The sequence below is a fragment of the Variovorax sp. TLI9-5A genome (genome assembly GCF_056867935.1).
In genome coordinates, this window is the sequence record NZ_CP200310.1 from 5,682,793 (window position 1) to 5,709,049 (window position 26,257).

Here is a 26,257-nt window from a genome sequence, read left to right on the forward strand (position 1 = left end):
GTGCGGGCGGCAGCCATGAAGCCCTTCAGGCTCGCGATGCTTCCTGCCGTGCTGGCCCTGGCCGGCGTGGCGGGCAGCGCATACGCGGCCGAGGACTGCGAGGCACTGCGCACCCGCATCGAACAGAAGATCGCCGCGAGCGGCGTGGCGCGCTTCACCGTCACCGTCGTCGATGCCAACGCGTCGGCCGACGGGCAGGTGGTGGGCAGCTGCGAGCTCGGCACGAAGAAAGTCGTCTATCTGAAGGACGCGGGGGCTGCACCGGCTCCTGCTCCCGCATCTATCCCTGCATCTGCCCCGAAGCCGGCCCCGGCGCAGGGCACGGGCGAACCCATGCTCACCGAGTGCAAGGACGGCACCGTGACCATGGGCGACTGCAGAAAGCAGTAGCAGCAACCCGGCGGCACCTGCCGCCCGGCCCTGCCCCATTCTTGCGGCCGGATTCTCCGGCTCTTCAGCCCTTCGCCACCACCCGCGCGATCCACGCGAGCAGCATCGCCTCGACCTCGTCGCGGTTGATCTCGTTCAGCGCCTCGTGGCGCGCGCCGCCGAACACATGGCAAGACACGTCGCGCAGCCCCGCCTCACGGTAGCGCTCCACCAGCGGATAGAACCATTGGGCCTTGTTGCTCACAGGGTCTTCGCCGCCGATGAACAGGTACAGGGGCAGCTCGGGGCGGATGGTCTTGCGCATCGCCTCGGGCGTCAGGGCGTCCAGTTTCGCGAACATCGAACCCAGCCCTTCGGACGACACCGTGAAGCCGCACAGCGGATCGGCGATGTACGCATCGACCTGTGCCGGATCGCGGCTGAGCCAGTCGAAGGGCGTGCGCACGTCGGGCAGCGCGGCGTTCATGTCTTCCAGCTTGAAGCCCGACTGCAGCGCGGTTCCCAGCAGGTCAAGCGCCGAGGTGCCCGACAGCGCCGCGCCCGCGAGCAGCGAGCCGTGCTCGACGAGGTAGTACTGCAGCGCGAACGAACCCATGCTGTGGCCCAGCAGGATCAGCGGCAGCCCGGGGTGCACACCGCGCACATGGCGGCTCAGCAGCGCCATGTCGTCCACCAGCCCGGCGAACGCACGCGGCCCGAACTCGCCCAGCTCGCCGCGCGCCTGCGCACCCTTGCCATGGCCGCGATGTTCGTTCGCATAGACCACGTACCCGGCGCGCACCAGTGATTCAGCCAGGTGCCGGTAGCGCAGCGAATGCTCGCCCATGCCGTGCGCGAGCTGGACGATGGCGCGTGGCGTCATCGCCTCAGCGCTGCTCATCCATCGATGAGCCTCCACCGTGACGCCGTCGTTGGCGATCAGTTCGAAGTGGGTCTCGGTAGTCGGCATGCGGGCTCCATTCATTTTTTTCGACACTGGAAGGCAGAGCGTTGCTCACGCTGATGAGGTTTCAACGAGTTCCCGAGATCATGACCGCAGTGCGAAGCGCATGGGGATCGCGCCAAACGCGCATGAGCAAAACCCCAGAACCTTGACCGTCTTTCAATGTTCTGCGGCGATCCGGGCTTGCGCTTCGGCTAGAGATACCTGCGCGCGGAGAACTTGGCTGTTGGCATTTGTCACGAGATCGTTCTGGCGATCCCATTCTGCCGATGCTTTCCGGTGCTTGTCGCGCTCTTTCATCGCCATCTCTCGAAGCATGATCGCAGACTTCAGCAACTCCTCACATGCCACGAGAACATCGGTATTGGCTTGATGTTGTTGCTCGGCAGTGGACATTTTCTGCTCCGTTCACAGCATTGCTTGCTGACGTCAACCAGCGGCAGCAAGCAGAGCAGCCATTCTTTGCAACGCCGCCTCCGGCGTCGGCTCGATGTGTATCGAGCAGGCCAGCATCAGGTTCAACTGCTGCCCAAAATCTTCGACAGCAATGCCGGTGCCACGCTCGCGCAGAACGCCGTCCGCATCCACTTCGCACGGCAGCGCCGCACGTACGCGCCCGGCGTAGCTGCCTTCGGGCACGCCATAGGCCACCACCGGAATCCCCAGCGCGACTGCCGCGCCGACCTCGAACACCGTGCCCGAATCGGGCTCCATTCCCCTGAAGCTGGCGAGATTGGCGACCACGCCGTCGGCGCTGCGAAGGCGCTGCATGTTGGCTTCGTAGATCTGCTTCTCCGGCGCTTCCGTGGTCTGGTCTTCGTTGCCGTCCGCGGGCAACAGGGCAGCGAGGCCCTCGGCTTCGCAGGCGACCTTGAGCCGGACGAAGTGCTCTCTCGCGTCGGGACGAAAGACGTCGGGCCCTGCCAAGTAGATCCGCGGGCGGTTGAAGCCATCGGGGTTGTCCATCGACGCAGCATCTCCCTTTTTGGCGGCGGGCGCCAGTGCATGCGCCGGGAACACCGATGGCGCATGTTCGGCAGCCATCGCGCTTCGGGGAATCAGGCAGAAAACTCGCACGAAGCGACTAACGCCTTGGTCGCCGCCTTTTCAAGAATGGACGCTCCATTCACCAACAAGGCGCACCATGAACACCGCACGTCGCAACAGCGCACTTACCGCGCTCTCGCTCTCCCTTTTCATGGCTTCGGGATCAACGCAGGCTCAATCCCGACAGCCGCGATTGTTCGAAGACCCGGATCGCTTTGTGGGCATGTGGGTGACACAAGATGGTCACATCCGCCACGAACTGCTCCCTAACGGCCGCTACGACGAAGCTCGCGGCACGCGCCGCAGCGCCTACCGGGGCAACTACAGGCTGAAGGGCAATCACATCGACTACATCGACGACACCGGCTTCACGGCCGATGGCGAATTCCGCGATGGCGTGCTGTATCACGGAGGCATGGTGTTCTACCGCGAAAGCACTACGCGGCGCTGATCGCGAAACGCGGCCAGTCTCGCGTTTTGCAGGATCAGGCAAAAACCGCGTTCGATTCGTCTACCGCTTCCGGGTTGCGAAAACGCACACTTCTCTGCATGCCCGGCACACCCTCATTCCAGTGTGCGCCCCACGGCAGCCAGATCAGCAAGAGGAGTTCACCATGACCGCAATCCAGGAAAAAGTCGTACTCATCACCGGCGCGAGCAGCGGCATCGGCGAAGCGACCGCCAGGCTGCTTGCGCGGCGCGGCGCCAAGGTGGTGCTCGGTGCGCGCCGCACCGACAGGCTGGAGGCGCTCGCAGCCGAGATCGTGGCCACGGGCGGCAGCGCGAGCTTCTGCAAGCTCGACGTGACGCACCGGCCCGATATGGAAGCCTTCGCCGAATTTGCGCTTGAGACGCACGAGCAGATCGACGTGCTCGTCAACGCCGCGGGCGTGATGCCGATGTCGCCGCTGTGGAACCGCAAGATCGAGGAGTGGGAGCTCATGATCGACGTGAACCTGCGCGGCGTGCTGCTGGGCATCGCGGCGGTGCTGCCGACGATGCAGGAGCAGGGCTGGGGCCACATCGTGAACGTGGCGCCGGTGGCGATGCACGGGCTGTCGCCGGGCTCGGCGGTGTACCACGGCACGCAGTACGCGGTGAACGCGATCTCCGAAGGCCTGCGGCAGGAGCATGCCGGCCGGCTGCACGTGACGGTGGTGAGCCCCGACGTACACGGCCCCATCGATCCGCTGGCGGAGCGCATCGCGGCCAGCTACGCGCGCGAGCGCTTGCGCACCAACCGGCGCATCGCGGTGCCGGTGGATGCGGTGGCACGCTCCATCGCGGGGGCCATCGAGGGCTACGGCATCACGGCCGGTGCGATGCGCCCGCCCGCCAGGCAGCATCAGCAGCAGAGGCCGCGCCCGGCCGAATACGCTCAGTAGGTCTTGTAGGGCAGGAACTTGCCCGACAGCACCACGTTGACGCGGTCGCCCTTCGGGTCGGCCTCGCGCTGGATGTCCATGCTGAAGTCGATGGCGCTCATGATGCCGTCGCCGAATTCTTCATGGATCAGTTCCTTGATGGTGGTGCCGTACACGCTCACCACTTCGTACCAGCGGTAGATGAGCGGATCGGTGGGAACCGGCGTGGGCAACGAGCCCTTGTAGGGCACGACCTTCAGCCACTTCTGCTCCTCGGCGGTGAGGCCGAAGATCTTGCCGATGATCTTCGCCTGCCTGTCGTCGAGCGTCATCTGGCCAAGGCAGGCGGCGGTGGTCCACTCTTTCGAGAGGCCGACCTTCGTGGCCACGTCGGCCCATTGGATGCCCTTGCTGACCTTGGTGGCGATGATCTTCTCGGTGACGTCGTTGCGGTTCATGGGGTTTGCTCCTGATTGAAATGAACGTGATGAGGGGTAAAGACGAGGTCACGCAGCCTTCGCGCGCGTGACGAGGAAATCGACGATGTGGTTGCGCAGCGCGTAGTAGCCGTCGAGGTGATGCAGCGACGCGCGCGTGCGCTCGCGCGGCAGCGGGTTGACCACCGTCTCGACGATGTTCCCCGCGCGCCAGCCGCCCTGCGGCAGGTCGGCGCCGTTGCTCATGAGCAGGATGCGGTCGGCCAGCAGGATGGCCTCGTCCACGTCGTGCGTGATCATGAAGACGGTCTGCTGCGTCTGGCGCACGATGGCCATCAGCTCGTCCTGGATGGTGCCGCGCGTGAGCGCATCGAGCGCGCCGAAGGGCTCGTCGAGCAGCAGCATCTTGGGACTGATGGCGAAGGCGCGCGCGATGCCCACGCGCTGCTTCATGCCGCCCGAGAGCTGCGAGGGCTTCTTGTCGATGGCCGCCTGCAGGCCGACCATGGCGACGAAGCGCTCCACCTGCGCATCGACCTGCGCCGCCGACCACCCGGGCCAGCGCGAGACCACGGCGAAGGCAATGTTCCTGCGCACGGTGAGCCACGGCATGAGCGCGTGGCTCTGGAACACCACGCCACGCTCCAGGCTGGGGCCGGCCACCTCGCGCCCGTCCATGAAGACATGGCCCGCGCTGGCCTGGTCGAGGCCCGCCAGCACGTTGAGGATGGTGGTCTTGCCGCAGCCCGAGTGGCCGATGATGCAGACGAACTCGCCGCGCTCGAGCGTGAACGACACGTCCGCGAACACTGGCCGTGTTGGCACAAAGGCCTTGGCGAGCCCTTCGATGCGCAGGAAGCCGCGGGCGCCTGGCGCCTCCACGGCGGCAGTGGGTGCAACGGGTTGAGTCATGACTTCGCCTTGGGTCGCAAGATCGGTGCGCTCACTCCACATACGTCACCTTCCGCTGCAGGCCCGCGAAGACCTGGTCGAGCAGCATGCCCACCACACCGATCAGCAGGATCGCGAAGATCACGTTGGTGAGCGACAGGTTGTTCCACTCGTTCCACACGAAGTAGCCGATGCCCGTGCCACCCACCAGCATCTCGGCCGCCACGATGACCAGCCACGCGATGCTCATGCTGATGCGCATGCCGGTGAGGATGGTGGGCGCCGCCGCCGGCAGGATGACGCGGAACGCGCGGCGCAGCGGCTTCACCTCGAGCGTGCTGGCCACGTTGAGCCACTCGCGCTTGACCGAGGCCACGCCGAAGGCCGTGTTCAGCAGCATCGGCCACACCGAGCAGATGAAGATCACGAAGATGCCACTGACCGACGAGTCCTTGATGGTGTAGAGCGCCAGCGGCATCCACGCCAGCGGTGAGATCGGCTTGAGCACCTGTATGAACGGATCGAATGCCTTGTGCAGCAACGGCGACATGCCGATAACGAAGCCCAGCGGCACCGCCACCGCGCACGCCAGCGCAAAGCCCAGGCCCACGCGCGCCAGCGACCAGGCCAGCTGGATGGCAATGCCCTTGTCGTTGGGTCCGTTGTCGTAGAACGGATTCGACAGGTGCTTCCACGCGGTGGCGGCCATCTCGGCGGGCGTGGGAAAGCCCGAGCTCTTCACCTGGCCCTGCGTCGGGTCCTTGCCGAGCATCTTCTGGTATTCGATCTGCTCGGCCGTCATGCCAGTCGCGGCGGAGGCACCGGTGGTCGGTGCGGTCGCCAGCTGCCACACGCCGACGAGCAGCAGGAACATCAGCAGCGACACCAGCGGCGCCTTGAACGAGAGAGCCTTCTTCGGCATGGCTCAGGCCATCTTCGCAATGGCGAAGCTCTTGACGTAGTCGTCGGGCTTCGCGGGGTCGAACACCTTGCCCATGACGGTGAACTTGGGGTAGGCGCCATCGGGCGCGGCCTGGCCCAGGTCCTTCATGCGCTTCTTCGCGTCGGTGAGCAGGAAGACTTTTTCGGCGATCTGCTTGTAGTTGATGTCGCCCTTCACGTAGCCCCAGCGCTTCATCTGCGTGAGCATCCACACGGCCATCGACTGCCAGGGGATCGGGTCGAAGTCGGCGCGGTCGGGCACGGTGCGGATGCTGCCCAGCCCGTCGGCGAACTTGCCGGTGAGCACCTGCATGAGCACGGTCTCGGGCTGGTTCAGGTACTGCGCGGGCGCGATCACCTTGGCGATGAGCTCGCGGTTCTTCGGATCGCGCGCCATGGCCGAGGCGGTGAGCACCGAGCGCACCAGCGCGGCGAAGGTGTTGGGGTTCTTCTCGATGAACTCGGTCGACGTGCCGAAGGCGCAGCAGGGGTGGCCGTTCCACAGGTCCTTGGTGAGCAGGTGGATGAAGCCGATCTCCTCGAACACCGCGCGCTGGTTGAACGGATCGGGGCCGAGGTAGCCGTCGATATTGCCGGCGCGCAGATTGGCCACCATCTCGGGCGGCGGCACCACGCGGATCTGGATGTCGGTGTCGGGGTTCAGGCCCGCTTCCGCAACGTAGTAGCGCAGCAGGAAGTTGTGCATGCTGTACTCGAAGGGCACGGCGAACTTGAGGCCCTTCCAGGTCTTGGGGTCGCGCCTGTCCTTGTGCTTGTTGGCCAGCGTGATGGCCTGGCCGTTGGTGTTCTGGATGGTCGCGACGTTCATGGGCACCGCGTTGGAGCCCGCGCCCATCGAGATGGCCAGCGGCATCGGCGAAAGGAAGTGCGTGGCGTCGTACTCCTTGTTGAGCATCTTGTCGCGGATGAGCGCCCAGCCCGCCGTCTTCACCACCTCCACGTCGAGGCCCTGCTTCTGATAGAAGCCCAGCGGGTGCGCCATGATGAGCGGGGTGGCGCAGGTGATGGGAATGAAGCCGATCTTGAGCTTCGTCTTCTCCAGCGGCGCCTTCTCCTGCGCCATGGCCTGCAGCGCGCCGAGCGGAAACACCGAGGCGATGGCGGCGCGCGCGGTGCCCGCGCCCACTGCGCGCAGGAAGCCGCGCCGCACGCTGTCGACGGGGAACAGCGCCTTCATGAGGCTGGCCTCGAGCTTGTCCTCCGGCAGCACGCCTGCCCGGTCTGCGCCATGCACGCGCCCGCAGGCGCAGCGCATGTTCAGTGGCCGGTCGGCATCGTAGGGATCGCAGGCGGTCGGTTCGTGCGGGCTGGACATGGTGGTGCACCTCGTTGGAAAGATGCAGCCGCCGTTGCAAGCGCCGGGCCGGAAAGGCCTTGCGGGAGCCGTTGCGCAGCCTCCGGCATCAGATCGTGCCGCCGATGTCGAGGCTTTGTAGGGCTGGCACTACAAGCCGGTACACACCAGTGGCGTGTTCGGGCTTTTTCAGCCGGGAGAGCCCTGCTTGCCGTGGCGTTCGGCATACAGGGCCAGCTCCACGTCGTTCTTGGTGCCGGTCTTCTCGAGGATGCGTGCGCGATACGTGCTCACGGTATTGGGCGCCAGGCCCAGCTGCGCACCGATTTCGCTCACGCTGTGCCCCGCGCTGAGCAGCCGGTACACCTGGTGCTCGCGGTGCGAGAGCATCTCGGCGCCCTGCCCGGCGCCTCGCCCCACGGCCGTGGCCAATGCCTCGGCCGTGGCCGCCGACACATAGAGCCCGCCGGCCGCCACCTTGCGCACCGCGCCGACCATGTCGTCGGCGTCGGCGCTCTTGTTGAGATAGCCCGATGCGCCCAGCTTGATGCAGCGTACGGCGTACTGCTTCTCGGGGTAGGTGCTGAGCATCAGCACCGGGAGCGTGGGCCACTGCTTGCGCAGGGCCTGCAGCACGTCGAGGCCGTCGCGGCCCGGGAGCGCGATGTCGAGCAGGACCACGTCGAGTCCTTCCTGGCCTCCGAGCGCCTGTACCGTTTCCAGCACTTCGGGGCCTGTTTGCGCCTCGGCACGGACGGTCATTGCGGGCAGGCCGTTGGAGAGGTCGCCGAGCATCTGCTTGAGGCCCTCTCGCACGATGCGGTGGTCGTCGGCTATCAGTACGCGGATGTCGGTCATCTCATTGGTCCGTGCTTGTTCTTCTTGTTCGGGGTGCGTGCGAATGACACCGGGTACTCCCCTCCGCGAATGTCCCCCGGCCTGCGGCCTCCTCCTTTATTTCGCTGCGGGGAGCACCCGATGCCATTCGCACATGGACGCGGCTGTAGTGCCGGCCGATCAACCGTTGCGCTGAACGATCACGTCGATGGGGTGCCTTGCGCAGCGAAATAAAGGAGGAGGCCGCAGGCCGGGGGACATTCGCGGAGCAAGGTACCCCGTCGGCGTGATCGCGCCCCAAACCGACGCAGCAAATCGAAAGACAGGGCTTCATGGCAGCGGCAGGTGCAAACAGAAGGTGCTTCCCTCCCCCACGTGGCTTTCGATATCTATGCGCCCGCCGAAGTGGCGCGCACGCTCTCGCATGCCGAGCACGCCATAGGAAGTCGTGGCCTCAAAAGCCTGCGCCGGTGCACCGACACCGTCGTCGCGCACGCTGATGCTCAGTTGCTCTTGTTCGACACCGATGCGAATGTCAAGGCTGTGCGCCCGCGCATGCCGGCCGACGTTGCTCAGCATCTCCTGGAAGATACGGAACACTGCAATAGCCGCGGGCTCGGGCAGCTCCACGCCGGGCGGCACGTCGAAGCGCCAGTCAAGCTCGAGCTCGGCCGCCTGCACGAACTCGTGCGCCTGCCATTCGAGCGCGGCCCACAGGCCCTGGTGGTCGAGGATGCTGGGGCGCAGGTCGGTGATGATGCGCCCCACGTTGTCGACCGCGCGCTCGATGAGCTGGCTCATGTTCGTGCACTTGCAGCGCATCTGCTCGCGCATGGCCTGCGCCGCGTCGGGCGTGCGCTCCTGCTGTTCGCCCAGGCGCTTGCCGATCCAGTTGACGTCCATCTTCAGCGCCACCAGCAGGCTGCCGAGTTCGTCGTGCACCTCCCGTGCGATGCGGGTTCGCTCCTCCTCGCGCACCTTGTCGAGCCACGCGGAAAGCTCGCGCAGCTGTGCCAGCGCGTCGCTGAGCTCGCGGGTTCGCTCCTGCACGCGCAGGCCGAGCTCGTCCTTGGCCTGCTGGAGTGCCTCGGCCTGGCGGCGGCGCTCGGTGATGTCGACGAAGGTGATGACGGCACCACGCACCTGCGCGCCGTCCATGATCGGGTGGCTCGAATACTCGACCGCGAAGGCGCTGCCGTCGCGGCGCCAGAACACCTCGGTGTCGATGCGGCAAGGCAGGCCGCGCCGGAAGGCGTTGAAGATGGGGCAGTCGGTGTCGGCGTAATGCGAGCCGTCGGGGTGCGAATGGTGCGTGAGCTCGTGCATGTTGGAGCCGAGCACGTCGCCCACCTCATGGCCGAGCATCTGCGCGCCGGCCCGGTTGATGAACATGCAGTGGCCGTCGAGGTCGATGCCGAAGATGCCCTCCCCCGTCGACTCCAGCAGCAGGCCGAGCTGGTGCTGCCACAGCGGGTGGCTGGCGGCAGGGTTCAGCAAGGGCGTCTCCATGCACCAAAAGCAAGCAACAGCCGTGCCCGGAGCCGCCCGCCCCGCCGAGACTCAGGTACGCGCCCAGTGGAACTTGCGGTCCGATTCCTTGATGGGCTGGTCGTTGATGCTCGCATAGCGCCTCTGCATGAGGCCGTTCTCCGCGAACTCCCAGTTCTCGTTGCCATGGCTGCGATACCACTGGCCCGAGTCGTCGTGCCATTCGTACTCGAAGCGCACCGCGATGCGGTTGCCCATGAAGGCCCAGAGCTGCTTCTTGAGGCGGTAGTCGAGTTCGCGCGTCCACTTGCGCGACAGGAACTCGACCACCTGCTCGCGGCCGTTGACGAAATCGGCGCGGTTGCGCCATTCGGTGTCGGGCGTGTAGGCCAGGCTCACGCGGACGGGGTCGCGCGAGTTCCAGGCGTCTTCGGCGGCCTGCACTTTCTGCGTGGCGGATTCGAGGGTGAAGGGCGGCAGCGGCGGGCGTGATTCCATGGCGGTTCTTTCGATTGACGTTGAAGGGGAATGCGCCGCAATGTGCCACATGTAGACAGACCTGTCTACATGCCTACAATCGCACCATGGACATCCCTTCCATCTCCGACAAGCCCGCGCGCGAGCGCATCCTGCTCACCGCCCACGACCTCTTCTACGCCGACGGCATCCGCGCCACCGGCATCGACCGCGTCATCGCCGCATCGGGCGTCACCAAGGTCACGTTCTACCGGCACTTCCCGTCGAAGGACGACCTGGTGCGCGCCTTTCTCGACCATCGGCACGGCCTGTGGATGGCCTGGTTCGTCGATGCGCTGGGCCGGCTCGGCGCGCAGCAGCGCATCGGCGGCGGCCATGCGCTCGAAGTGCTGGCCGACGCGATGGCCGAGTGGTTCGCCGACCCGGCCTTCCGAGGCTGCGCCTTCATCAACTCGGTGGTCGAGGTCGGCGGCAGCGTGAGCGGCGCGAGCGACATCTCGCGCGAGCACAAGCGCGAGATGGTCGAAGTGATCGCCGGCCTGCTGCCGGAAACGCTGGAAGCGCCTCAGCGCACGGCCCTCGCGCAGGCGGCCGCGCTGGGCATCGACGGCGCCATCGTCAAGGCGCAGATGGGGGGCGCCGCGTCGGCGCGTGAAGCGGTCGACGACCTGCGCCGACTGCTTCGGGCGCTGACGGCCACGCTGCCCGCCTCTGCAGCCGCTACTTCACGACCATCAGCGTGAACGGCCACACATAGGCCTGCAAGGTCACGTAGAAGCCCACGAGACAGGCCAGCGCGATGGAGTGGAAGAACACGTAGCGCAGGATCTCGCCCTCATGGTTGAACCAGCGCGTGGCGGTGGAAGCCACCACGATCGACTGCGCATCGATCATCTTGCCCATCACGCCGCCCGAGCTGTTGGCCGCGCCCATGAGGTTCGGGCTCAGGCCGAGCTGATCGGCCGCCACCTTCTGCATGCCGCCGAAGAGCACGTTCGATGCGGTGTCGGAGCCGGTGAGCGCCACGCCCAGCCAGCCCATCAGCGTGCCGAAGAAGGGATAGAACACGCCGGTGTTGGCAAAGGCCAGGCCCAGCGTGGTGTCCAGCCCCGAGTAGCGCGTGAGCGTGCCCAGCGCGAGCATCAGCACGATGGTGAGCAGCGAGAACTTCACCAGCCACAGCGTGCGGCCGTAGGCGGCCACGAGCTGGATCGGGTTGTACTTCATCACCAGCCCGCCCACGATGGCCGACACCAGGATGCCGGTGCCCGTGGCCGAGAGCAGCAGCAGCTGGTACACGGCGCCCTCCTTCGTCGGCTTGGGCACCACGGGCGCCACCTTCTCGACCATGTTGTGCAGCCCGTCGATGGGAAAGCTCGGCGCGAAGATGCCGTTGAGCCAGGTCTTCACCGAGGGCAGGCCCCAGATGAACACGAACACGGTGAGGATGAGCCACGGCGTCCAGGCGCGGATCACGGCGGCGTTCGAATGCTTCGTGGGCGCGACGGGCATCGAGGCCTCGCCGCCATCGGCCTCGTGCCCCTTGAGCGACACCGAAGTCCACACCTTCTTCGGCTTCCACACGCGCAGGAAGAGCACCAGGCACACCATCGAAACGATGGCCGCGATGATGTCCACCAGCTCGGGCCCGATGTAGTTCGACACCAGGAACTGCGGAATGGCGAAGGACACGCCCGTCACCAGGATCGCCGGCCACACTTCCATCATTCCCTTGCGCCCCGCGAAGGCCCAGATGAGCCAGAACGGCACCAGCAGCGAGAAGAACGGCAGCTGCCGTCCGATCATCGCAGTGACCGCCATCAGGTCGTAGCCATGCACCTTGGCCAGCGTGATGACCGGCGTGCCCAATGCGCCGAAGGCCACCGGCGCGGTGTTGGCGATGAGCGAGAGCCCCGATGCCGCCAGCGGCGAGAAGCCCAGCCCGATGAGGATGGCCGCGGTGACGGCCACCGGCGTGCCGAAGCCCGCCGCGCCCTCGAAGAAGGCGCCGAAGGCGAAGGCGATGAGCAGCAGCTGCAGGCGCCTGTCCTCGGTGATGCCGGCGATGGAATCCTGCAGGATCTGGAAGCTGCCGTTCTGCTGCGTGAGCTGCTGCAGGAAGATGATGTTCAGCACGATCCAGCCGATGGGCAGCAGCCCCGAGATGCCGCCGAGAAAGGCGGCCTTGCCGGCCATCTCGGCCGGCATGCCGAAGGCGAACACCGCGATGAGCACCGCGCTCAGCAGGCCAAGCCCCGCCGCGTAGTGCGCCTTGACGTGAAGCAACCCCAGGCACACCAGCATCACCACCACCGGTATCGCGGCCAGCGCCGTCGATACGATCATGTTGCCGAAGGGGTTGTAAACCTGTTGCCAGACCATGTGCTCGTCTCCTGTTGTTTTGGGAATTCTTCTGAGCCGGTGCTTCGGCCGGGGGCAGGACCGGAAGCGTTCGATACCATCCTACCCCGCTACCCCCTCTGACAAAAGATGGTTTCTCCGCGTCTTCCCTCGACACAGGGCCTGCAGGCCTTCGAAGCCGTCGCGCGGCTGCGCAGCGTGAACCTCGCGGCCGAGGAGCTCGCCGTGACACCCAGCGCGGTGAGCCACCGCATCCGCCAGCTCGAGCTGCTGCTGGGGCTCAAGTTCTTCACGGGCAGCGATTTCAGCCTCACCACCGACGGCATGGCCTACCTGGCGCGCGTGCGCGAGGCCATCGCGGCACTGCGGCAGGTGCCGGGGCGCGAGCCCGAGTCGCAGGTGCGGCGGCTGCGGGTGGCGGTCACGCCGACCTTCTCGCGCCAGATGCTGCTACCCAGGCTGGCGCGCTTTCGCGATGCGTACCCGAACATCGAGCTGATGCTGCAGGTGACCATGCCGGTGCGCAACACCACGGCGGAAGAAGCCGACATCGAGCTGCGCTTCGGCACTGGGCCCTTTCACGATCGCGAGTTCGTCCAGCTGCTGGCCGACGACGTGTCGCCGGTGTGCAGCCCCGCCTACCTCGAACGCCACGGCCCCTTCGACGGTTTCGCCACCGATGCGGAGGTGTCGCGCGCGCAGCTGCTGCGCACGCCGCTGGAATCGTGGCGCACCTGGTTCAAGGCCTGCGGCGTGGGCCTGCCGGAGCCCGCCACGGGCCACCAGTTCAACGACCTCGGGCTGGCGCTCGACGCGGCCGCCGAAGACTTCGGCGTGGTGCTGATGCACCTGCGGCTGGGCAGCGCCTGGCTGGACGCCGGCCGGCTGGTGCGGCTGTCGCAGCGCAGCGTGCCCTCGCCCAACGCCTACTTCCTGTGCTGGAAGCCGGGCGCGATGGAGCGCTGGGAATGCGCGACCTTCGTCGAGTGGCTGCGCGAGGCGCTGCGCGAACGGGCGGCCTGAGCCGGTCGGCCGGTCTGCCGGCTGAATTCTTTTCAGCAGCGGCCCCGGCTTTTTTCAGATGACGCCCCTGGGCGCCTGCAGATAATGGCTGGTTAGCTTTCGCCGATCCACCACAAGAACCTGCCAGGAGACCGCCCGTGTCCGACCTTTCCAAGATCACCAACATCGAAGACCTGCGGGTGATCGCCAAGCGGCGCGTGCCGAAGATGTTCTACGACTACGCCGACTCCGGCGCGTGGACCGAAGGCACCTACCGCGCCAACGAAAGCGACTTCCAGAAGATCAAGCTGCGCCAGCGCGTGGCCGTGAACATGGAAGGCCGGTCGCTGCGCACCACCATGGTCGGCCAGGAAACCGCGATGCCCGTGGCCATCGCGCCCACCGGCCTCACCGGCATGCAGCACGCCGACGGCGAGATCCTCGGCGCGCGCGCGGCCAAGGCCTTCGGCATTCCGTTCACGCTGTCGACCATGAGCATCTGCTCGCTGGAGGACATCGCCGAGAACACCGGCCGCCATCCCTTCTGGTTCCAGCTCTACGTGATGAAGGACCGCGACTTCATCGAGCGCCTGATCGAGCGCGCCAAGGCCGCCAACGTGACCGCGCTGCAGCTCACGCTCGACCTGCAGATCCTCGGCCAGCGCCACAAGGACATCAAGAACGGCCTCACCGCCCCGCCCAAGCCCACCATCAAGAACCTGATCAACCTGGCCACCAAGCCGCGCTGGTGCATGGGCATGCTGGGCACCAGGCGCCGCACCTTCGGCAACATCGCAGGCCATGCCAAGGGCGTGAAGGACCTGTCTTCGCTGTCGTCGTGGACCGCTGAGCAATTCGACCCCGCGCTGAGCTGGGCCGACGTGGAGTGGATCAAGAAGCTCTGGGGCGGCAAGCTCATCCTCAAGGGCATCATGGACGTGGAGGACGCGCGCCTGGCGGCCTCCAGCGGCGCCGACGCGCTCATCGTGTCGAACCACGGCGGGCGCCAGCTCGACGGCGCGCCCTCTTCAATCGCGGCGCTGCCCGCCATCGTCGACGCCGTGGGCAACGAGATCGAGGTGTGGATGGACGGCGGCATCCGCAGCGGGCAGGACGTGCTCAAGGCCCGCGCGCTCGGCGCGCGCGGCACCATGATCGGCCGCAGCTTCCTCTACGGCCTGGGCGCCTTCGGGCAAGAGGGCGTGACGCGCGCGCTGCAGATCATCCAGAAGGAACTCGACATCACGATGGCCTTCTGCGGCCGCACGAACATCGACGAGGTCGATTCGAGCATCCTGCTGCCGGGCACCTTCTGAGCTTCTGATTTCTTCGGGCCTTGCCTGAGCGCTTTCGGAAGGCCACTCCGGAGGTAGGCCGATGCGGCATAGGCCGACACGCGGCAGCCTTGTGCCGGCGCAGAATGTTTTGGAAACAACAACATTGCCTGCACGGCAGAAGAAGCCATCATGAGCGCAGTCACGCCTACCACGGGAGGCCCAGCGGCCTCTTCTTCATCCCTCCCCCACTACACGGCCGAAGAAAAGCGCCACCGCGTCTTCGCGATCATGGCGGCCTCCTCCGGCAACCTGGTCGAGTGGTTCGACTTCTACGTGTACGCCTTCTCGGCGCTGTACTTCGCGCCGGCCTTCTTCCCCAAGTCCGACCCCACTGCACAGTTGCTGAACACCGCCGGCGTGTTCGCGGCCGGCTTTCTCATGCGGCCCATCGGCGGCTGGCTCTTCGGGCGGCTGGCCGACCGGCTGGGGCGAAAGACGTCGATGCTGATCTCGGTGACGATGATGTGCGGCGGCTCGCTCGTCATCGCCTGCCTGCCCACCTATGCGCAGATCGGCGCGTGGGCGCCCTTCCTGCTGCTGGTCTGCCGGCTGTTCCAGGGGCTCTCGGTGGGCGGCGAATACGGCACCACCGCCACCTACATGAGCGAGGTGGCGCTGCGCGGCCAGCGCGGCTTCTTCTCCTCGTTCCAGTACGTCACGCTGATCGGCGGGCAACTGCTCGCGGTGCTGGTGATCGTGGTGCTCGAACAGCTGCTGACCGAGGCCGAGCTCAAGGCATGGGGCTGGCGCATTCCCTTCGTGATCGGCGCCATCGCGGCGGTGGTCGCGCTGCTGCTGCGCCGCACGCTGCACGAGACGCAGACCGACGAAGCGAAGAAGAACAAGGAAGCCGGCAGCATCGCGGGCCTCTTCAGACACCACACGCCGGCCTTTCTCACGGTGCTCGGCTACACGGCCGGCGGCTCGCTGATCTTCTACACCTTCACCACCTACATGCAGAAGTACCTGGTGAACACGGTGCACCTGCCGATCAAGACGGCGAGCTACGTGATGACGGGAGCCCTGTTCGTCTACATGTGCATGCAGCCGGTGTTCGGCGCTCTGTCCGACCGCATCGGGCGGCGCAACAACATGCTGCTGTTCGGCGGCCTCGGCGCGCTGACGACCGTGCCCGTCCTCACTGCCCTGCAGCACACGACGAGCCCTGTGCTGGCCTTCGTGCTCATCATCGCGGCGCTGGCCATCGTGAGCTTCTACACCTCGATCAGCGGCATCGTGAAGGCGGAGATGTTCCCGCCCGAAGTGCGCGCCCTGGGCGTGGGGCTGGCCTACGCGGTCGCGAACGCGATCTTCGGCGGCTCGGCGGAATACGTGGCGCTGGGGCTCAAGTCACTGGGACACGAGTCGGCCTTCTTCTGGTACGTGAGCGCCATGATGGTGGTCGCCTTCCTCGTGAGCCTGAGGCTGCCAAGGCAGGCGAGCTACCTGCACCACGATCACTGAAGCGGGCAAGAAAAAGGGGCTACTCCGCCCCTTCCAGCCGCTCGGCCACCTGCTGCTTGCCGAGCCCGCGCACGGCCGCGAGGCTCTGCAGCTGCGCGGCCCTGGGCCTGGCCTTGCCCTGCTCCCAGTGATAGATCGTCTGGCCGGAAACGCCCACCAGCTTTCCATAGGAAGCCGCGGAGATACCCAGCTTCGCGCGATGCGCAGCCAGGCGGCCGGCACTGAACCTGCGCTTGGGACCTTCATCGCCGGAATCGTCCGGTTCGCTCGCCCGTACGCCGCGGGACGTGCCCCTGGCGACGTTGCGCAGTTCCTTTTCCAGCGAACTGATCTGGCGGCGCAGTGCCGCAATGGCCGCACGATGGTGAACCGATGCCTTCTTGAGGGTTTCCATTTCCGCGCGAACTTCCTTGCGGGCGACGCGCGAGATCTCGGATTTAAGAATGGATGCAATGTTTGGCATGGCCGGCATTGTGCCCAGTAAATGTAAACCCGGGCAAAAAACCGAACCTCGATCAAACTTGAATCTTTTGATTACAAGCAGAAGATCCGTTGCATCGCGGTCCATTTCTCGCCTTCCGGCGTCCATGGCGTGGGCGCCTGGAATTTCCACATCAGCTCTTCCCACTGCCTGATCTTCGGGTCGCTGCGCGTAGCGAGCGCCATTGCCTGGGCGTCGTAGCGGGCGTCGTCGGTTTCCATCAGCATCACCATGCGCGTGCCCAGCCGATGGATTTCCATGGCCGTCACGCCATGCGCCTTCAGGTGTTCGCGCACCTCGGGCCATATATCGCGGTGATAAGCCTCGTATTCGGCGATCAGCGACGGGTCGTCTTTCAAATCGAGGGCCAGGAAATGGCGCATGCACAACTCCAGAAAAAGCTGAAGACGATCAGGTCAGCGCCCGGTCCAGATGCGTGTACCCGCCATCCACGAACACCCATTGCCCCGTGGTGTGCGAGGCGCGCTCCGACAGCAGGAACACGACGTTGTCCGCAATCTCCTCGGGCGTGGTCATGCGGCGGCCCAGCGGAATCTTGCCGGTGATGTCGGCGAGCTTGCGGTCGGGCTCGTCGAAGGCGGATATCCATCGCTGGTAGAGCGGCGTCATCACCTCCGCCGGAATCACCGCGTTCACGCGCACGCCGTCTTCCAGCAGCGAGGCCGCCCATTCGCGCGTGAGCGACAACTGCGCGCCTTTGGCCGCCGTGTAGCCGCTGGTGTTGCCCTGCCCCGTCACCGCCGTCTTCGAGGAGATGTTGACGATGGCGCCCCTGCTCGCCTTCAGGTGCGGCAGGCAGTGGTGCGCCATCACGTAGCAGTGGATCAGGTTGCGTTCGAGCGAGGCGACGAAGGCGTCGCGCCCCGCCTCCAGCCCCACGCTGTCGTTCACGCCCGCGTTGTTGACCAGCCCGTCGATGCGGCCGAACTCGGCTGCCGTGTCGGCAATGGCCTTGACGCAGGCGGCCTCTTCCATCAGTTCGAGCTGGAAGAAACGCGCGCGCGGCTGAAGCCTGCGCAGCGCCTCTTCGAAAGGCGCATCGAGCGGGTTCTTGCCGAGGATCACCGGCACCGCGCCCTCCTGCGCCAGCGTCATCGAGATGGCCGCGCCGATGCCGCTGCCGCCGCCGGTGACGATCACTACCTTGTCCTTCAGATGCAGGTCCATGCCTGGCGATGCCTTTCCTTGCCGTCTATCCCTTGAAGCGGTACTGCTCGAGCGACTGCGGCTTCATCGTGATCGAGAAGCCCGCGCCCTTCGGCGGCATGTACGCCGCGTTGCGAACCTCGCAGGGCTCCGCGAAATGCTCGTGCAGATGGTCGACATACTCGGCCACGCGGCCCTCGCGCGTGCCCGAGATGCAGAGGTAGTCGATCATCGACAGGTGCTGCACGTACTCGCACAGCCCCACGCCGCCTGCGTGCGGGCACACGGGCAGCTTGTACTTCGCGGCCATCAGCATCACCGCCAGGATCTCGTTCACGCCCCCCAGCCGGCAGGCGTCGATCTGCACCACGTCGATGCCGCCGCGCATGATGAACTGCTTGAACATGATGCGGTTCTGGCACATCTCGCCGGTAGCCACCTTCACCGGCGCGATGCCCTCGCGGATCTTGCGGTGGCCTTCCACGTCGTCGGGGCTGGTGGGCTCCTCGATGAACCACGGCTTGGCGAAGGCGAGCTGCCGCACCCAATCGATGGCCTGGCCCACTTCCCACACCTGGTTGGCGTCGATCATCAGGTGCCGGCCGGGCCCGAGCACCTCGCGCGCCACCGTCAGGCGGCGGATGTCGTCCTGCAGGTCGCGCCCCACCTTGAGCTTGATGTGGCTGAAGCCCGCGTCGACCGCCTCCTGCGCGAGGCGTCGCAGCTTCTCGTCGGAGTAGCCGAGCCAGCCGGCAGAAGTGGTGTAGCAAGGGTAGCCCTCGGCCTTGAGCGTGGCGATGCGTTCTTCCTTGCCCTTCGATGCCTCCCGCAGCAGCGCGAGCGCTTCGTCGGGCGCGATGCAATCGGTGATGTAGCGGAAGTCGATGCAGCGCACCAGCTCCTCGGGCGACATGTCGGCCACGAGCTGCCACACGGGCTTGCCCTCGGACTTGGCCCACAGGTCCCACATCGCATTGACCACAGCCCCCGTCGCGAGATGGATCGCGCCCTTGTCGGGCCCGATCCAGCGCAGCTGGCTGTCGGAAGTGACATGCCGCCAGAAGCGCCCCATGTCCTGCGCTACCCATGCGAGATCGAGCCCCACCACTAGGTGGCGCATCGCCTCGATGGCCGCGCAGCAGATTTCGTTGCCGCGCCCGATGGTGAAGGTGAGCCCATGGCCCTCCAGCCCCGGCTGGTCGGTCTCGAGCACGACATACGCCGCCGAGTAGTCCGGATCGGGGTTCATCGCATCGGAGCCGTCGAGCTGCTGCGAGGTGGGAAAGCGCACGTCGAGCACGCGCATGGAGCGGACGATGGTCATGGGACTTTGCTGGCGAGCGATCAGTCGTACAGCACCGCCGCGATCTTCGGATCGGCGATGTTGGTCTTGTCGTACCAGTAGAAGCCGGTGTCCACGATCTTCGGCAGCTTCTCGCCCTTGACGGCCTTCACAGCCATCTCGACGGTCTTGTAGCCCATGCCCACCGGGTTCTGCGTGATGGCACCGGCCATGCTGCCGTCCATGATCGCGTTCTTCTGCTGCTTGCCGGAGTCGTAGCCGATGACCACCACCTTGCCGGTGCGCTTCATCTCGCGCACGCCGTTGACCACGCCGATGGCCGAGCCCTCGTTGGCGCCGAAGATGCCCTTGAGGTTGGGCGATGCCTGCAGGATCGACTTGGTGATCTCGGTCGACTTCAGCTGGTCGCCGCCGCCGTACTGCACGCTCACGATCTTGATGTTCGGGTAGGTCGACTTGATGCGGTTGACGAAGCCGTCGCGCCGGTCGACGCCCGTGCGGCTGGTCTGGTCGTGCACCACCAGCGCCACCTCGCCGCTCTTGCCGATGAGTTCGGCCATCTTGTCGGCGGCCAGCGCGGCGGCGGCCTTGTTGTCGGTGGTGGTCGTGGTCACCGGGATGTCGCTGTCCACGCCCGAGTCGAAGGCCACCACCGGGATCTTCGCGGCCTGCGCCTTCTTCAGCAGAGGAATGGCGGCCTGGCTGTCGAGCGCGGCGAAGCCGATGGCCTGCGGCTTCTTGGCGAGCGCGGCCGAGAGCATGTCGATCTGCTTGTCGACCATGGCCTCGGTCTCCGGGCCCTCGAAGCTCACCTTCACCTTCAGGTCCTTGCCGGCCTGCTCGGCGCCCGACTTCACCGCCTGCCAGAACTGGTGCTGGAAGCCCTTGGACACGAGCGGGATGTAGATCTCCTGCGTCTGCTGTGCCTGCGCGAAGCCGGCAAGGCCGACAAGGGCCGCGCCCAGCGTGCAAGCGACGACTGTTCTTCTCTGGATCATGCGGAGTCTCCTGTGGTTATGGAACAAACGGATCGGAAGACGGAATTCAGTGCACCTTGCTGCCGCTGCGGCGGCGCAGGATGTCGGCGTACACGGCCAGGATGATGATCACGCCCGTGACCACCGTCTGCCATTCCTGCGCCACCGAGAGAATGCGCAGGCCGTTGGTGAGCACGCTCATGATGAAGGCGCCGATGATCGTGCCCACGATGGTGCCGGTGCCCCCGCTGAGCGAGGTGCCGCCGATGACCACCGCCGCAATGGCGTCGAGCTCGTAGCCCTGCCCCAGCGCCGGCTGCGCCGAGTTCAGGCGCGATGCAATCAGCAGGCCCGCGATGCCGCAGATGCCGCCGCTCACCGTGTAGACAACGATCTTCCAGAAGTCGGTGTTCACGCCCGACAGGCGCACCGCCTCCTCGTTGCTGCCAAGCGCGAAGGTGTAGCGCCCGAGGATGGTCCTGTTGAGCACGATGCTCGCGGCCACCGCCACCAGGAACAGGATCAGCACCGCATTGGGAATGGGCAGCGAGGGCACGATGTCGCCGATCAGCGAGTCCTGCGAGATCGCGGTGAAGCCCGGCGTGTCGTTGAAATAGATCGGCTTGGTGCCCGAGATCACCAGCGATAGGCCCTTGAGCAGCATCATCATGCCCAGCGTGGCGATGAAGGGCGGGATCTTGAGCTTGGCGATCAGCAGGCCCGAGACGAAGCCGCTGAGCGCCCCGAAGAAGATCGCCGCGCAGATGCCCAGCCACAGCGGCATGCCCATGTAGGTGAGCACCACGCCGGTCATGACGGCGCAGAAGGTCATCAGCGTGCCCACCGAGAGATCGATGCCCGAGGTGATGATGACGAAGGTGCAGGCGATGGCGAGCACGCCGTTCACCGCGGTCGACTGCAGGATGCCCACGAGGTTGTCGGCCTGCAGGAACTGCGGCGACGCGAAGCTGAAGAACACCATCAGCGCGACGAGGCTGGCGAAGGCCAGCAGCTTCTGCCGCGTGGCGGGGCGAAAGAGCCGGTCCTTCAGCGTCTTCGGCGAAAAGCCCGCTGCAGGGGCGGCGGTGGTCACGGTGGGGGTCGTCAAGGGGAGTCTCCAGTCGTGTCGTGCGGGGTCAAGGGGCGGCGTCGGCGGTCTCGCGGCGGGTGGCGAGCTGCATGATCTTTTCCTGCGAGGCCTCGCGCGCGGCCAGCTCGCCGGTGATGCGGCCCTCGCACATCACGAGCACGCGGTGACTCATGCGCAATACCTCGGGCAGCTCCGAGGAAATGATGACGATGGCCTTGCCCTGCGCGGCCAGCTCGTTGAGCAGCCGGTAGATCTCGGCCTTGGCGCCCACGTCGATGCCGCGCGTGGGCTCGTCGAAGAAGAGCACCTGGCAGTCGCGCAACAGCCACTTGGCGATGACGATCTTCTGCTGGTTGCCGCCCGACAGCAGCCGCACCTGCTGGCGCACCGAGGGCGTCTTGATGCCGAGCTGCCGCACGTAGCGCTCGCCGGCCGACTCCACGGCCGCCCGGTCGATGAAGAAACCCATCGACAGGAAGCTCTTCATGCTCGCGAGCGCGATGTTGGTTTCGACGTCCATGCCGGTGGCCAGGCCGAAGTGCTTGCGGTCTTCGGATAGATATCCGATGCCGTTGGCCACCGCGTCTTCCGGCGAGCCGATGACCACCTTCTGGCCGTTCACGAAGACCTCGCCCGCGTCGATGCGGTCGGCGCCGAACACGGCGCGCGCCAGCTCGGTGCGGCCCGCGCCCATCAGCCCCGCGAAGCCGAGGATCTCGCCGCGCCGCAGCACGAAGCTCGCGTCACGCACCATCGTGCCCCGGCAGATGCCCCTGGCCTCCAGCACCACTTCGTTGGCCGAGGTGTCGGGCATCTCGTGCTCGGCCTCGGCGAGCTGGCGGCCCACCATCATGGCGATGAGCGTGTCCATCGGCGTCGTCGCCATCGGCACGGTGGCGATGTACTGGCCGTCGCGCATCACGGTCACGCGGTCGGCGATGCGCTTGAGCTCATCCATCTTGTGCGAGATGTAGACGACGGCCACGCCGCGCGAGCGCAGGCGCGCGATGATGCGGAACAGGTCGGCCACCTCCTCGTTGTTCAGCGCGGCGGTGGGCTCGTCCATGATGAGCACGCGCGACTCGAACGAAAGCGCCTTGGCGATCTCCACCATCTGCTGCCTGGCCACGGTGAGTTCGCCCACCGGCGTGCGCGGGTCGAGCTTCAGGTTCATCCGGTCGAAGATGAGCTGCGCCTCGCAGCACATGGCCTCCTCGTCGATGAAGAGGCCGAAGCGCCCGCGCGGCTCGCGGCCGATGAAGATGTTCTGCGCGGCGCTCAGGTGGTTCATCAGGTTGAGCTCCTGATGGATGATGCCGATGCCAAGCGCCTGCGCGGCGCGCGGGCTCTCGATGTCCACGGGCTGCCCGTCGAGCAGCACCTCGCCGGAGTCCTTGCGGTAGACGCCCGCGAGCACCTTCATCAGCGTGGACTTGCCGGCCCCGTTCTCGCCCATGAGCGCATGCACCTCGCCGGGCAGCAGTTCGAACTGCGCCCGGTCGAGCGCGCGCACGCCGGCGAAGGACTTGCTCAGGTCGCGGATGGTGACGATGGGTTGCATGGGATGTTCAGTCCGCCGCCAGGCCGTAGAAGCGTTGCGCAGTGCCGTGCCACACGTCGGCCTGCTCGTGCGGGGAAAGACCGCCGATGCAGGCCTCGCTCACGGCGATCCAGCCCGCGTAGTCGCCGGCCAGCGTGAGCACGGGCCAGTCGCTGCCCCACATGAGGCGCGCGGGGCCGAAGACTTCGAGCAGGTGATTCCACACGGGACGCACCACGCGCACCGCCACGTCGACGTCGCGATGCGTGGATGCCGCAGCCTCGGTCCACAGCCCCGAGAACTTGCAGCAGACCTGGGGCAATGCCGCCAGGGCCGCGATGTCTTCGCGCCAGCGGGCGAAGTCTTCGCTGCCGTGCGCGCCCACCGGCGGCTTGGCGCCGTGGTCGATCACCATCGGCAGCTGCGGCCACCGCTTCGCGAATTGCAGGAGCCAAGGAAGATGGCGTGGGTTCACGAGCGCGTCGAAGCGCAGGCCGAGCTTCAGCATGGCCTTCACCGTATCGGGTTGCGGGCGGCGCGCGATCCAGTCGTCGTCGGGCAGGTCCTGCAGCATCGGCCGCACACCCTTGAACTTGGGGTGCCGCGCCATCCGCTCCAGCGAAGCGGCGGCGTCGGCGCGGCCCAGGTCGACCCAGCCGACCACGCCGCCGACCTCGTCGCGGCTGGCCGCGAGATCGAGCATGAAGTCGGTCTCGGCATGGGAATCGGCCGCCTGCACGAGCACGGTCCGGCTCACGCCGTGTGCGCGCAGCAGCGGCTGCAGGTCTTCGGGCATGAAGTCGCGAAGCAGCGGAGCCAACGCGGGCACGTCGGCGCGCAGCCACGTGTAGTCGCCGCGCGCGGGCCGCCAGAAGTGCTGATGCGAGTCGATGCGCTGGATCATTTTCGGGTCGCCACAGCAGGTCTGCCGGTCGCCTTGTCTCTCTAGTCCATTCGTGAACAGAGTATTTACATACGAACTTTCAGCGTCAAGCGCGCTCCATGGGTGCTTTCCCGTAAAACGAAACTTGCAAACAGCGGAACTTGCTGCTGAAATTCATTGGTGAACAAATCGATTCAACCAGACATCCTCGGCAAGCCCGCCGAGGAGCAGGAACAGCAGGATCGCTACCGCGCTCCCGCGCTCGACAAGGGCCTGGACATCCTCGAACTGCTCGCCGACCAGCCCGAAGGCCTGACGCGCGGCGAGATCGTGAAGGCGCTCGAGCGCGGCCCGAGCGAGATCTACCGGATGCTCGAGAGGCTGGTGGCGCGGCAGTACGTGCTGCGATCGCTCGCCGGCGACCGCTACAGCCTGAGCCTGAAGATGTTCGACCTCGCGCACCGCTACCCGCCGAACCACAGGCTGGTGACGCAGGCGCTGCCGGTGATGGACCGCTACGTGAAGGAAGCCGAGCAGTCGTGCCACCTGGGCGTGTACGACCGGGGCAACGTGCAGATCGTGGCGCAGGTCAACAGCCCCGCGGCGAGCAGCATGACGGTGCGCCCCGGCACGCGCGTGAACCTGCTCGACACCGGCTCGGGCCAGGTGCTGCTGGCCTGCGAGTCGGACGAGCGGCGCCGGCAGATGCTGGCCGAGCACGTCGCGCTGGACGGCGAGGTGCAGATTCCTCCCGACGAGCTGGAGCACATGCTCGAAGCGGTGCGCGCCACAGGCTACCGGCAGCGCGAGAGCATGCAGTACTTCGGCGTGATCGACATCTCCTGCCCCATCCTCGGTCCGCACGGGCATGCGCTGGCGGTGCTCACCACGCCGTACATCCGGCGCATCGACCGGCATGCGATCCCGTCGCTGGACCGCGCGCGCGAGCTGATGCTGCAGGCCGCGCGCGATCTCTCGCTGCTTGCGAACGCCTGATCAGCTCTGCGCCAGTTCCGGTGGCTTCGGCGCTTTCTTCTTTTTCTCCTTGCGCCCACCGATCGCGCCCGACGCGGCGGCGCCAAGAATGCGGCGGAACGTCGGGCACTCCATGTGGCTTGGCGCACGGCAGACGGCCGCATGGCGCAGGCCGTCGCGCATCGCGCTCAAGTTGCGGATCGTGCGGTCGAGTTCGTCCGCCTTGGCGCTGAGCATCAGCCGGTCGATGCGCGGCTGGCCGTTGGGGCCGAACATGCGCGCGATCTCGTCGAGCGAAAAACCGGCCGCGCGGCCCAGCGCGATCAGCGCCAGCCGCTCCAGCACGTTGTCGTCGAAGGTGCGGCGCAGGCCCTGCCGCCCTGTGGAGGCGATCAGCCCCTTCTCGTCGTAGTAGCGCAGCGTGGACGCGGGCAGGCCGGAGCGTTTGGCCACTTCGGCGATATCCATGTGCTTCCTCCTCTTGACTTCAAGCCGGCTTGAATTTGCATAGTGCTGCTTTCGCCTCGTGAAGGCAAGCAAGAGGAAACGATCATGGAGAAAACCATGCACCCCACCACGCAAGCGGCCGGCGACGAACAGGCCCGGCTCTGGAACGGCCCGGCCGGCAACGCCTGGGTCGACGCGCAGCAAACGCTGGACCAGCTTTTCAGCCCGCTGGAGAAACTGCTCGTCGAGATGGCCTGCGCCGCTCCCGCGGGCCGCGTGCTCGACGTCGGCTGCGGCACCGGCGGCACCACGCTGGCCATCGCGCGGGCGCTGGGCGCCGGCGCGGAATGCACCGGCATCGACATCTCGGAGCCGATGATCGCCGCCGCCCGCAGCCGCGCAGCGCGCGAAGGCCTGCCCACTCACTTCATCTGCGCGAACGCACAGACCCACGCGTTCGAGCCCGCGAGCTTCGACGGCATCGTCTCGCGCCTTGGCGTGATGTTCTTCGACGACCCCGTGCGAGCCTTCGCCAACCTGCGGCACGCGGCGAAGGACGGCGCCGGGCTCAGCTTCATCGCATGGCGAAGCGCGGCCGAGAACCCGTTCATGACGACCGCCGAGCGTGCAGCCTCGCCGCTGCTGCCGAACCTGCCGCCCCGGGTGCCGGGCGCGCCGGGGCAGTTCGCCTTCGCGGACCGGCAGCGGGTGCAGGCCATCCTCGAGGAAAGCGGCTGGTCCGGCATCGACATCCAGCCCGTCGACCTGCCCTGCACGATGCCCGAGAAGGATCTGCTCGGCTACCTGAGCCGCCTCGGCCCCGTGGGCATTGCGCTGCTGCAGGTGGACGAAGAAACGCGCGCCCGGGTCATCGACACGGTCCGCGCCGCCTTCGAGCCCTATGTGTATGGCGACGAGGTCCGGCTGACCGCCGCCTGTTGGCTGGTCAGGGGGCGTGCCGATGCCTGATCCGACAAAGCTGCTTGCCAGTGCGGTGTTGATCGGCACCGGCGCCATCGCGCGGCTGCACAGCCTGGTCACGCACGCGTTTTTCGGGCTGGGGCTCTACGCGACCGGCCGGGCCCTGGCCTGAGCGAAG

At 66.5% G+C, this 26,257-nt stretch carries 30 protein-coding genes; 10 read left to right on the forward strand and 20 right to left on the reverse strand.

Going from position 1 to position 26,257, the window contains the following annotated elements; all coding sequences use genetic code 11:
* The first annotated feature begins 15 nt into the window (after positions 1–15).
* Positions 16–390: a DUF1161 domain-containing protein gene (locus AC1VNX_RS27055; RefSeq protein WP_483160662.1), complete on the forward strand. Its 375-nt coding sequence runs from the start codon at positions 16–18 to the stop codon at positions 388–390.
* A 64-nt stretch (positions 391–454) separates the two neighbouring features.
* On the opposite strand, the gene AC1VNX_RS27060 is transcribed toward AC1VNX_RS27055, so the two are convergent.
* The 3 genes from AC1VNX_RS27060 to AC1VNX_RS27070 form a co-directional block, all read right to left on the reverse strand.
* Complete coding sequence (locus AC1VNX_RS27060) at positions 455–1,339, reverse strand: alpha/beta fold hydrolase (RefSeq protein ID WP_483160663.1); 885 nt, start codon at positions 1,337–1,339, stop codon at positions 455–457.
* A 153-nt stretch (positions 1,340–1,492) separates the two neighbouring features.
* Positions 1,493–1,729 carry a hypothetical protein gene (locus tag AC1VNX_RS27065; RefSeq protein WP_483160664.1) on the reverse strand — a complete coding sequence of 79 codons (237 nt, stop codon included), beginning with the start codon at positions 1,727–1,729 and terminating at the stop codon, positions 1,493–1,495.
* 33 nt (positions 1,730–1,762) lie between these two features.
* Positions 1,763–2,299 (reverse strand): nucleoside 2-deoxyribosyltransferase, encoded by a 537-nt coding sequence (locus tag AC1VNX_RS27070; protein ID WP_483162023.1) that lies wholly within the window; start codon positions 2,297–2,299, stop codon positions 1,763–1,765.
* Positions 2,300–2,477: 178 nt separating this feature from the next.
* On the opposite strand from AC1VNX_RS27070, the gene AC1VNX_RS27075 reads away from it, so the two are divergent.
* Entirely contained in the window at positions 2,478–2,831 is a 354-nt protein-coding gene (locus AC1VNX_RS27075; RefSeq protein WP_483160665.1) for an Atu4866 domain-containing protein, read from the forward strand.
* A gap of 163 nt (positions 2,832–2,994) precedes the next feature.
* The gene (locus AC1VNX_RS27080) at positions 2,995–3,765 is read left to right on the forward strand and encodes an SDR family oxidoreductase (RefSeq protein ID WP_483160666.1); all 771 of its coding nucleotides are present in this window, start codon (positions 2,995–2,997) and stop codon (positions 3,763–3,765) included.
* Here AC1VNX_RS27080 and cynS read toward each other — a convergent pair.
* The 7 genes from cynS to AC1VNX_RS27115 all read right to left on the reverse strand — a co-directional run bounded on the left by cynS (position 3,759) and on the right by AC1VNX_RS27115 (position 10,152).
* Positions 3,759–4,202, reverse strand: coding sequence for a cyanase (cynS, locus tag AC1VNX_RS27085; RefSeq protein ID WP_483160667.1), 444 nt, complete (start codon positions 4,200–4,202; stop codon positions 3,759–3,761). The two genes, AC1VNX_RS27080 and cynS, sit on opposite strands and share 7 nt — an antisense overlap.
* 48 nt (positions 4,203–4,250) lie before the next feature.
* Positions 4,251–5,093 carry an ABC transporter ATP-binding protein gene (locus tag AC1VNX_RS27090; protein WP_483160668.1) on the reverse strand — a complete coding sequence of 281 codons (843 nt, stop codon included), beginning with the start codon at positions 5,091–5,093 and terminating at the stop codon, positions 4,251–4,253.
* 31 nt (positions 5,094–5,124) lie between these two features.
* Complete coding sequence (ntrB, locus tag AC1VNX_RS27095; RefSeq protein WP_483160669.1) at positions 5,125–5,994, reverse strand: nitrate ABC transporter permease; 870 nt, start codon at positions 5,992–5,994, stop codon at positions 5,125–5,127.
* A gap of 3 nt (positions 5,995–5,997) precedes the next feature.
* Positions 5,998–7,350 (reverse strand): CmpA/NrtA family ABC transporter substrate-binding protein, encoded by a 1,353-nt coding sequence (locus AC1VNX_RS27100; RefSeq protein WP_483160670.1) that lies wholly within the window; start codon positions 7,348–7,350, stop codon positions 5,998–6,000.
* A 168-nt stretch (positions 7,351–7,518) separates the two neighbouring features.
* Entirely contained in the window at positions 7,519–8,187 is a 669-nt protein-coding gene (locus tag AC1VNX_RS27105; RefSeq protein WP_483160671.1) for a response regulator transcription factor, read from the reverse strand.
* 309 nt (positions 8,188–8,496) lie between these two features.
* Positions 8,497–9,675 carry a sensor histidine kinase gene (locus AC1VNX_RS27110; RefSeq protein ID WP_483160672.1) on the reverse strand — a complete coding sequence of 393 codons (1,179 nt, stop codon included), beginning with the start codon at positions 9,673–9,675 and terminating at the stop codon, positions 8,497–8,499.
* A gap of 51 nt (positions 9,676–9,726) precedes the next feature.
* Positions 9,727–10,152 (reverse strand): nuclear transport factor 2 family protein, encoded by a 426-nt coding sequence (locus AC1VNX_RS27115; RefSeq protein WP_301510274.1) that lies wholly within the window; start codon positions 10,150–10,152, stop codon positions 9,727–9,729.
* An 86-nt stretch (positions 10,153–10,238) separates the two neighbouring features.
* Between AC1VNX_RS27115 and AC1VNX_RS27120 the strand changes: the two genes are divergently transcribed.
* Positions 10,239–10,874 carry a TetR/AcrR family transcriptional regulator gene (locus AC1VNX_RS27120; RefSeq protein ID WP_483160673.1) on the forward strand — a complete coding sequence of 212 codons (636 nt, stop codon included), beginning with the start codon at positions 10,239–10,241 and terminating at the stop codon, positions 10,872–10,874.
* On the opposite strand, the gene AC1VNX_RS27125 is transcribed toward AC1VNX_RS27120, so the two are convergent.
* Entirely contained in the window at positions 10,852–12,513 is a 1,662-nt protein-coding gene (locus AC1VNX_RS27125; protein WP_483160674.1) for an L-lactate permease, read from the reverse strand. The two genes, AC1VNX_RS27120 and AC1VNX_RS27125, sit on opposite strands and share 23 nt — an antisense overlap.
* A gap of 108 nt (positions 12,514–12,621) precedes the next feature.
* On the opposite strand from AC1VNX_RS27125, the gene AC1VNX_RS27130 reads away from it, so the two are divergent.
* The 3 genes from AC1VNX_RS27130 to AC1VNX_RS27140 all read left to right on the forward strand — a co-directional run bounded on the left by AC1VNX_RS27130 (position 12,622) and on the right by AC1VNX_RS27140 (position 16,295).
* A complete protein-coding gene (locus AC1VNX_RS27130; RefSeq protein WP_483160675.1) occupies positions 12,622–13,515 on the forward strand; it encodes a LysR substrate-binding domain-containing protein in 894 nt (297 codons plus the stop codon).
* Positions 13,516–13,652: 137 nt separating this feature from the next.
* Positions 13,653–14,810, forward strand: a complete 1,158-nt coding sequence (locus AC1VNX_RS27135; RefSeq protein WP_483160676.1) for an alpha-hydroxy acid oxidase — start codon at positions 13,653–13,655, stop codon at positions 14,808–14,810.
* Between the two features lie 150 nt (positions 14,811–14,960).
* Entirely contained in the window at positions 14,961–16,295 is a 1,335-nt protein-coding gene (locus tag AC1VNX_RS27140; protein WP_483160677.1) for an MFS family transporter, read from the forward strand.
* Between the two features lie 19 nt (positions 16,296–16,314).
* On the opposite strand, the gene AC1VNX_RS27145 is transcribed toward AC1VNX_RS27140, so the two are convergent.
* The 8 genes from AC1VNX_RS27145 to AC1VNX_RS27180 all read right to left on the reverse strand — a co-directional run bounded on the left by AC1VNX_RS27145 (position 16,315) and on the right by AC1VNX_RS27180 (position 23,757).
* Positions 16,315–16,758 carry a helix-turn-helix domain-containing protein gene (locus tag AC1VNX_RS27145; protein ID WP_483160678.1) on the reverse strand — a complete coding sequence of 148 codons (444 nt, stop codon included), beginning with the start codon at positions 16,756–16,758 and terminating at the stop codon, positions 16,315–16,317.
* Positions 16,759–16,829: 71 nt separating this feature from the next.
* Positions 16,830–17,159, reverse strand: a complete 330-nt coding sequence (locus AC1VNX_RS27150) for an L-rhamnose mutarotase (protein ID WP_483160679.1) — start codon at positions 17,157–17,159, stop codon at positions 16,830–16,832.
* A gap of 28 nt (positions 17,160–17,187) precedes the next feature.
* Complete coding sequence (locus AC1VNX_RS27155; protein ID WP_483160680.1) at positions 17,188–17,964, reverse strand: SDR family oxidoreductase; 777 nt, start codon at positions 17,962–17,964, stop codon at positions 17,188–17,190.
* 25 nt (positions 17,965–17,989) lie between these two features.
* On the reverse strand, positions 17,990–19,267 hold the full coding sequence (locus AC1VNX_RS27160; protein ID WP_483160681.1) for an L-fuconate dehydratase: 1,278 nt from the start codon (positions 19,265–19,267) through the stop codon (positions 17,990–17,992).
* Positions 19,268–19,287: 20 nt separating this feature from the next.
* Positions 19,288–20,244: a substrate-binding domain-containing protein gene (locus AC1VNX_RS27165; protein WP_483160682.1), complete on the reverse strand. Its 957-nt coding sequence runs from the start codon at positions 20,242–20,244 to the stop codon at positions 19,288–19,290.
* A 46-nt stretch (positions 20,245–20,290) separates the two neighbouring features.
* The gene (locus AC1VNX_RS27170; protein WP_483160683.1) at positions 20,291–21,331 is read right to left on the reverse strand and encodes an ABC transporter permease; all 1,041 of its coding nucleotides are present in this window, start codon (positions 21,329–21,331) and stop codon (positions 20,291–20,293) included.
* 28 nt (positions 21,332–21,359) lie between these two features.
* Positions 21,360–22,874: a sugar ABC transporter ATP-binding protein gene (locus tag AC1VNX_RS27175; RefSeq protein ID WP_483160684.1), complete on the reverse strand. Its 1,515-nt coding sequence runs from the start codon at positions 22,872–22,874 to the stop codon at positions 21,360–21,362.
* 7 nt (positions 22,875–22,881) lie between these two features.
* Positions 22,882–23,757 carry an amidohydrolase family protein gene (locus AC1VNX_RS27180; protein WP_483160685.1) on the reverse strand — a complete coding sequence of 292 codons (876 nt, stop codon included), beginning with the start codon at positions 23,755–23,757 and terminating at the stop codon, positions 22,882–22,884.
* A 159-nt stretch (positions 23,758–23,916) separates the two neighbouring features.
* On the opposite strand from AC1VNX_RS27180, the gene AC1VNX_RS27185 reads away from it, so the two are divergent.
* Positions 23,917–24,732 carry an IclR family transcriptional regulator gene (locus AC1VNX_RS27185; protein WP_483160686.1) on the forward strand — a complete coding sequence of 272 codons (816 nt, stop codon included), beginning with the start codon at positions 23,917–23,919 and terminating at the stop codon, positions 24,730–24,732.
* On the opposite strand, the gene AC1VNX_RS27190 is transcribed toward AC1VNX_RS27185, so the two are convergent.
* Entirely contained in the window at positions 24,733–25,179 is a 447-nt protein-coding gene (locus AC1VNX_RS27190; RefSeq protein ID WP_483160687.1) for a helix-turn-helix domain-containing protein, read from the reverse strand.
* An 84-nt stretch (positions 25,180–25,263) separates the two neighbouring features.
* Here AC1VNX_RS27190 and AC1VNX_RS27195 point away from each other — a divergent pair, with 84 nt between their 5' ends.
* Positions 25,264–26,127: a class I SAM-dependent methyltransferase gene (locus tag AC1VNX_RS27195; RefSeq protein WP_483160688.1), complete on the forward strand. Its 864-nt coding sequence runs from the start codon at positions 25,264–25,266 to the stop codon at positions 26,125–26,127.
* On the forward strand, positions 26,120–26,251 hold the full coding sequence (locus AC1VNX_RS27200; RefSeq protein ID WP_483160689.1) for a hypothetical protein: 132 nt from the start codon (positions 26,120–26,122) through the stop codon (positions 26,249–26,251). The genes AC1VNX_RS27195 and AC1VNX_RS27200 overlap by 8 nt, the downstream gene beginning before the upstream one ends.
* Positions 26,252–26,257: the final 6 nt, after the last annotated feature.

Coding starts and splice junctions, on each gene's coding strand:
- AC1VNX_RS27055 (WP_483160662.1), top strand. CDS start 16: ATGAAGCCCTTCAGGCTCGCGATGCTTCCTGCCGTGCTGGCCCTGGCC.
- AC1VNX_RS27060 (WP_483160663.1), bottom strand. CDS start 1,339: ATGCCGACTACCGAGACCCACTTCGAACTGATCGCCAACGACGGCGTC.
- AC1VNX_RS27065 (WP_483160664.1), bottom strand. CDS start 1,729: ATGTCCACTGCCGAGCAACAACATCAAGCCAATACCGATGTTCTCGTG.
- AC1VNX_RS27070 (WP_483162023.1), bottom strand. CDS start 2,299: ATGGACAACCCCGATGGCTTCAACCGCCCGCGGATCTACTTGGCAGGG.
- AC1VNX_RS27075 (WP_483160665.1), top strand. CDS start 2,478: ATGAACACCGCACGTCGCAACAGCGCACTTACCGCGCTCTCGCTCTCC.
- AC1VNX_RS27080 (WP_483160666.1), top strand. CDS start 2,995: ATGACCGCAATCCAGGAAAAAGTCGTACTCATCACCGGCGCGAGCAGC.
- cynS (WP_483160667.1), bottom strand. CDS start 4,202: ATGAACCGCAACGACGTCACCGAGAAGATCATCGCCACCAAGGTCAGC.
- AC1VNX_RS27090 (WP_483160668.1), bottom strand. CDS start 5,093: ATGACTCAACCCGTTGCACCCACTGCCGCCGTGGAGGCGCCAGGCGCC.
- ntrB (WP_483160669.1), bottom strand. CDS start 5,994: ATGCCGAAGAAGGCTCTCTCGTTCAAGGCGCCGCTGGTGTCGCTGCTG.
- AC1VNX_RS27100 (WP_483160670.1), bottom strand. CDS start 7,350: ATGTCCAGCCCGCACGAACCGACCGCCTGCGATCCCTACGATGCCGAC.
- AC1VNX_RS27105 (WP_483160671.1), bottom strand. CDS start 8,187: ATGACCGACATCCGCGTACTGATAGCCGACGACCACCGCATCGTGCGA.
- AC1VNX_RS27110 (WP_483160672.1), bottom strand. CDS start 9,675: ATGGAGACGCCCTTGCTGAACCCTGCCGCCAGCCACCCGCTGTGGCAG.
- AC1VNX_RS27115 (WP_301510274.1), bottom strand. CDS start 10,152: ATGGAATCACGCCCGCCGCTGCCGCCCTTCACCCTCGAATCCGCCACG.
- AC1VNX_RS27120 (WP_483160673.1), top strand. CDS start 10,239: ATGGACATCCCTTCCATCTCCGACAAGCCCGCGCGCGAGCGCATCCTG.
- AC1VNX_RS27125 (WP_483160674.1), bottom strand. CDS start 12,513: ATGGTCTGGCAACAGGTTTACAACCCCTTCGGCAACATGATCGTATCG.
- AC1VNX_RS27130 (WP_483160675.1), top strand. CDS start 12,622: ATGGTTTCTCCGCGTCTTCCCTCGACACAGGGCCTGCAGGCCTTCGAA.
- AC1VNX_RS27140 (WP_483160677.1), top strand. CDS start 14,961: ATGAGCGCAGTCACGCCTACCACGGGAGGCCCAGCGGCCTCTTCTTCA.
- AC1VNX_RS27145 (WP_483160678.1), bottom strand. CDS start 16,758: ATGCCAAACATTGCATCCATTCTTAAATCCGAGATCTCGCGCGTCGCC.
- AC1VNX_RS27150 (WP_483160679.1), bottom strand. CDS start 17,159: ATGCGCCATTTCCTGGCCCTCGATTTGAAAGACGACCCGTCGCTGATC.
- AC1VNX_RS27155 (WP_483160680.1), bottom strand. CDS start 17,964: ATGGACCTGCATCTGAAGGACAAGGTAGTGATCGTCACCGGCGGCGGC.
- AC1VNX_RS27160 (WP_483160681.1), bottom strand. CDS start 19,267: ATGACCATCGTCCGCTCCATGCGCGTGCTCGACGTGCGCTTTCCCACC.
- AC1VNX_RS27165 (WP_483160682.1), bottom strand. CDS start 20,244: ATGATCCAGAGAAGAACAGTCGTCGCTTGCACGCTGGGCGCGGCCCTT.
- AC1VNX_RS27175 (WP_483160684.1), bottom strand. CDS start 22,874: ATGCAACCCATCGTCACCATCCGCGACCTGAGCAAGTCCTTCGCCGGC.
- AC1VNX_RS27180 (WP_483160685.1), bottom strand. CDS start 23,757: ATGATCCAGCGCATCGACTCGCATCAGCACTTCTGGCGGCCCGCGCGC.
- AC1VNX_RS27190 (WP_483160687.1), bottom strand. CDS start 25,179: ATGGATATCGCCGAAGTGGCCAAACGCTCCGGCCTGCCCGCGTCCACG.
- AC1VNX_RS27195 (WP_483160688.1), top strand. CDS start 25,264: ATGGAGAAAACCATGCACCCCACCACGCAAGCGGCCGGCGACGAACAG.
- AC1VNX_RS27200 (WP_483160689.1), top strand. CDS start 26,120: ATGCCTGATCCGACAAAGCTGCTTGCCAGTGCGGTGTTGATCGGCACC.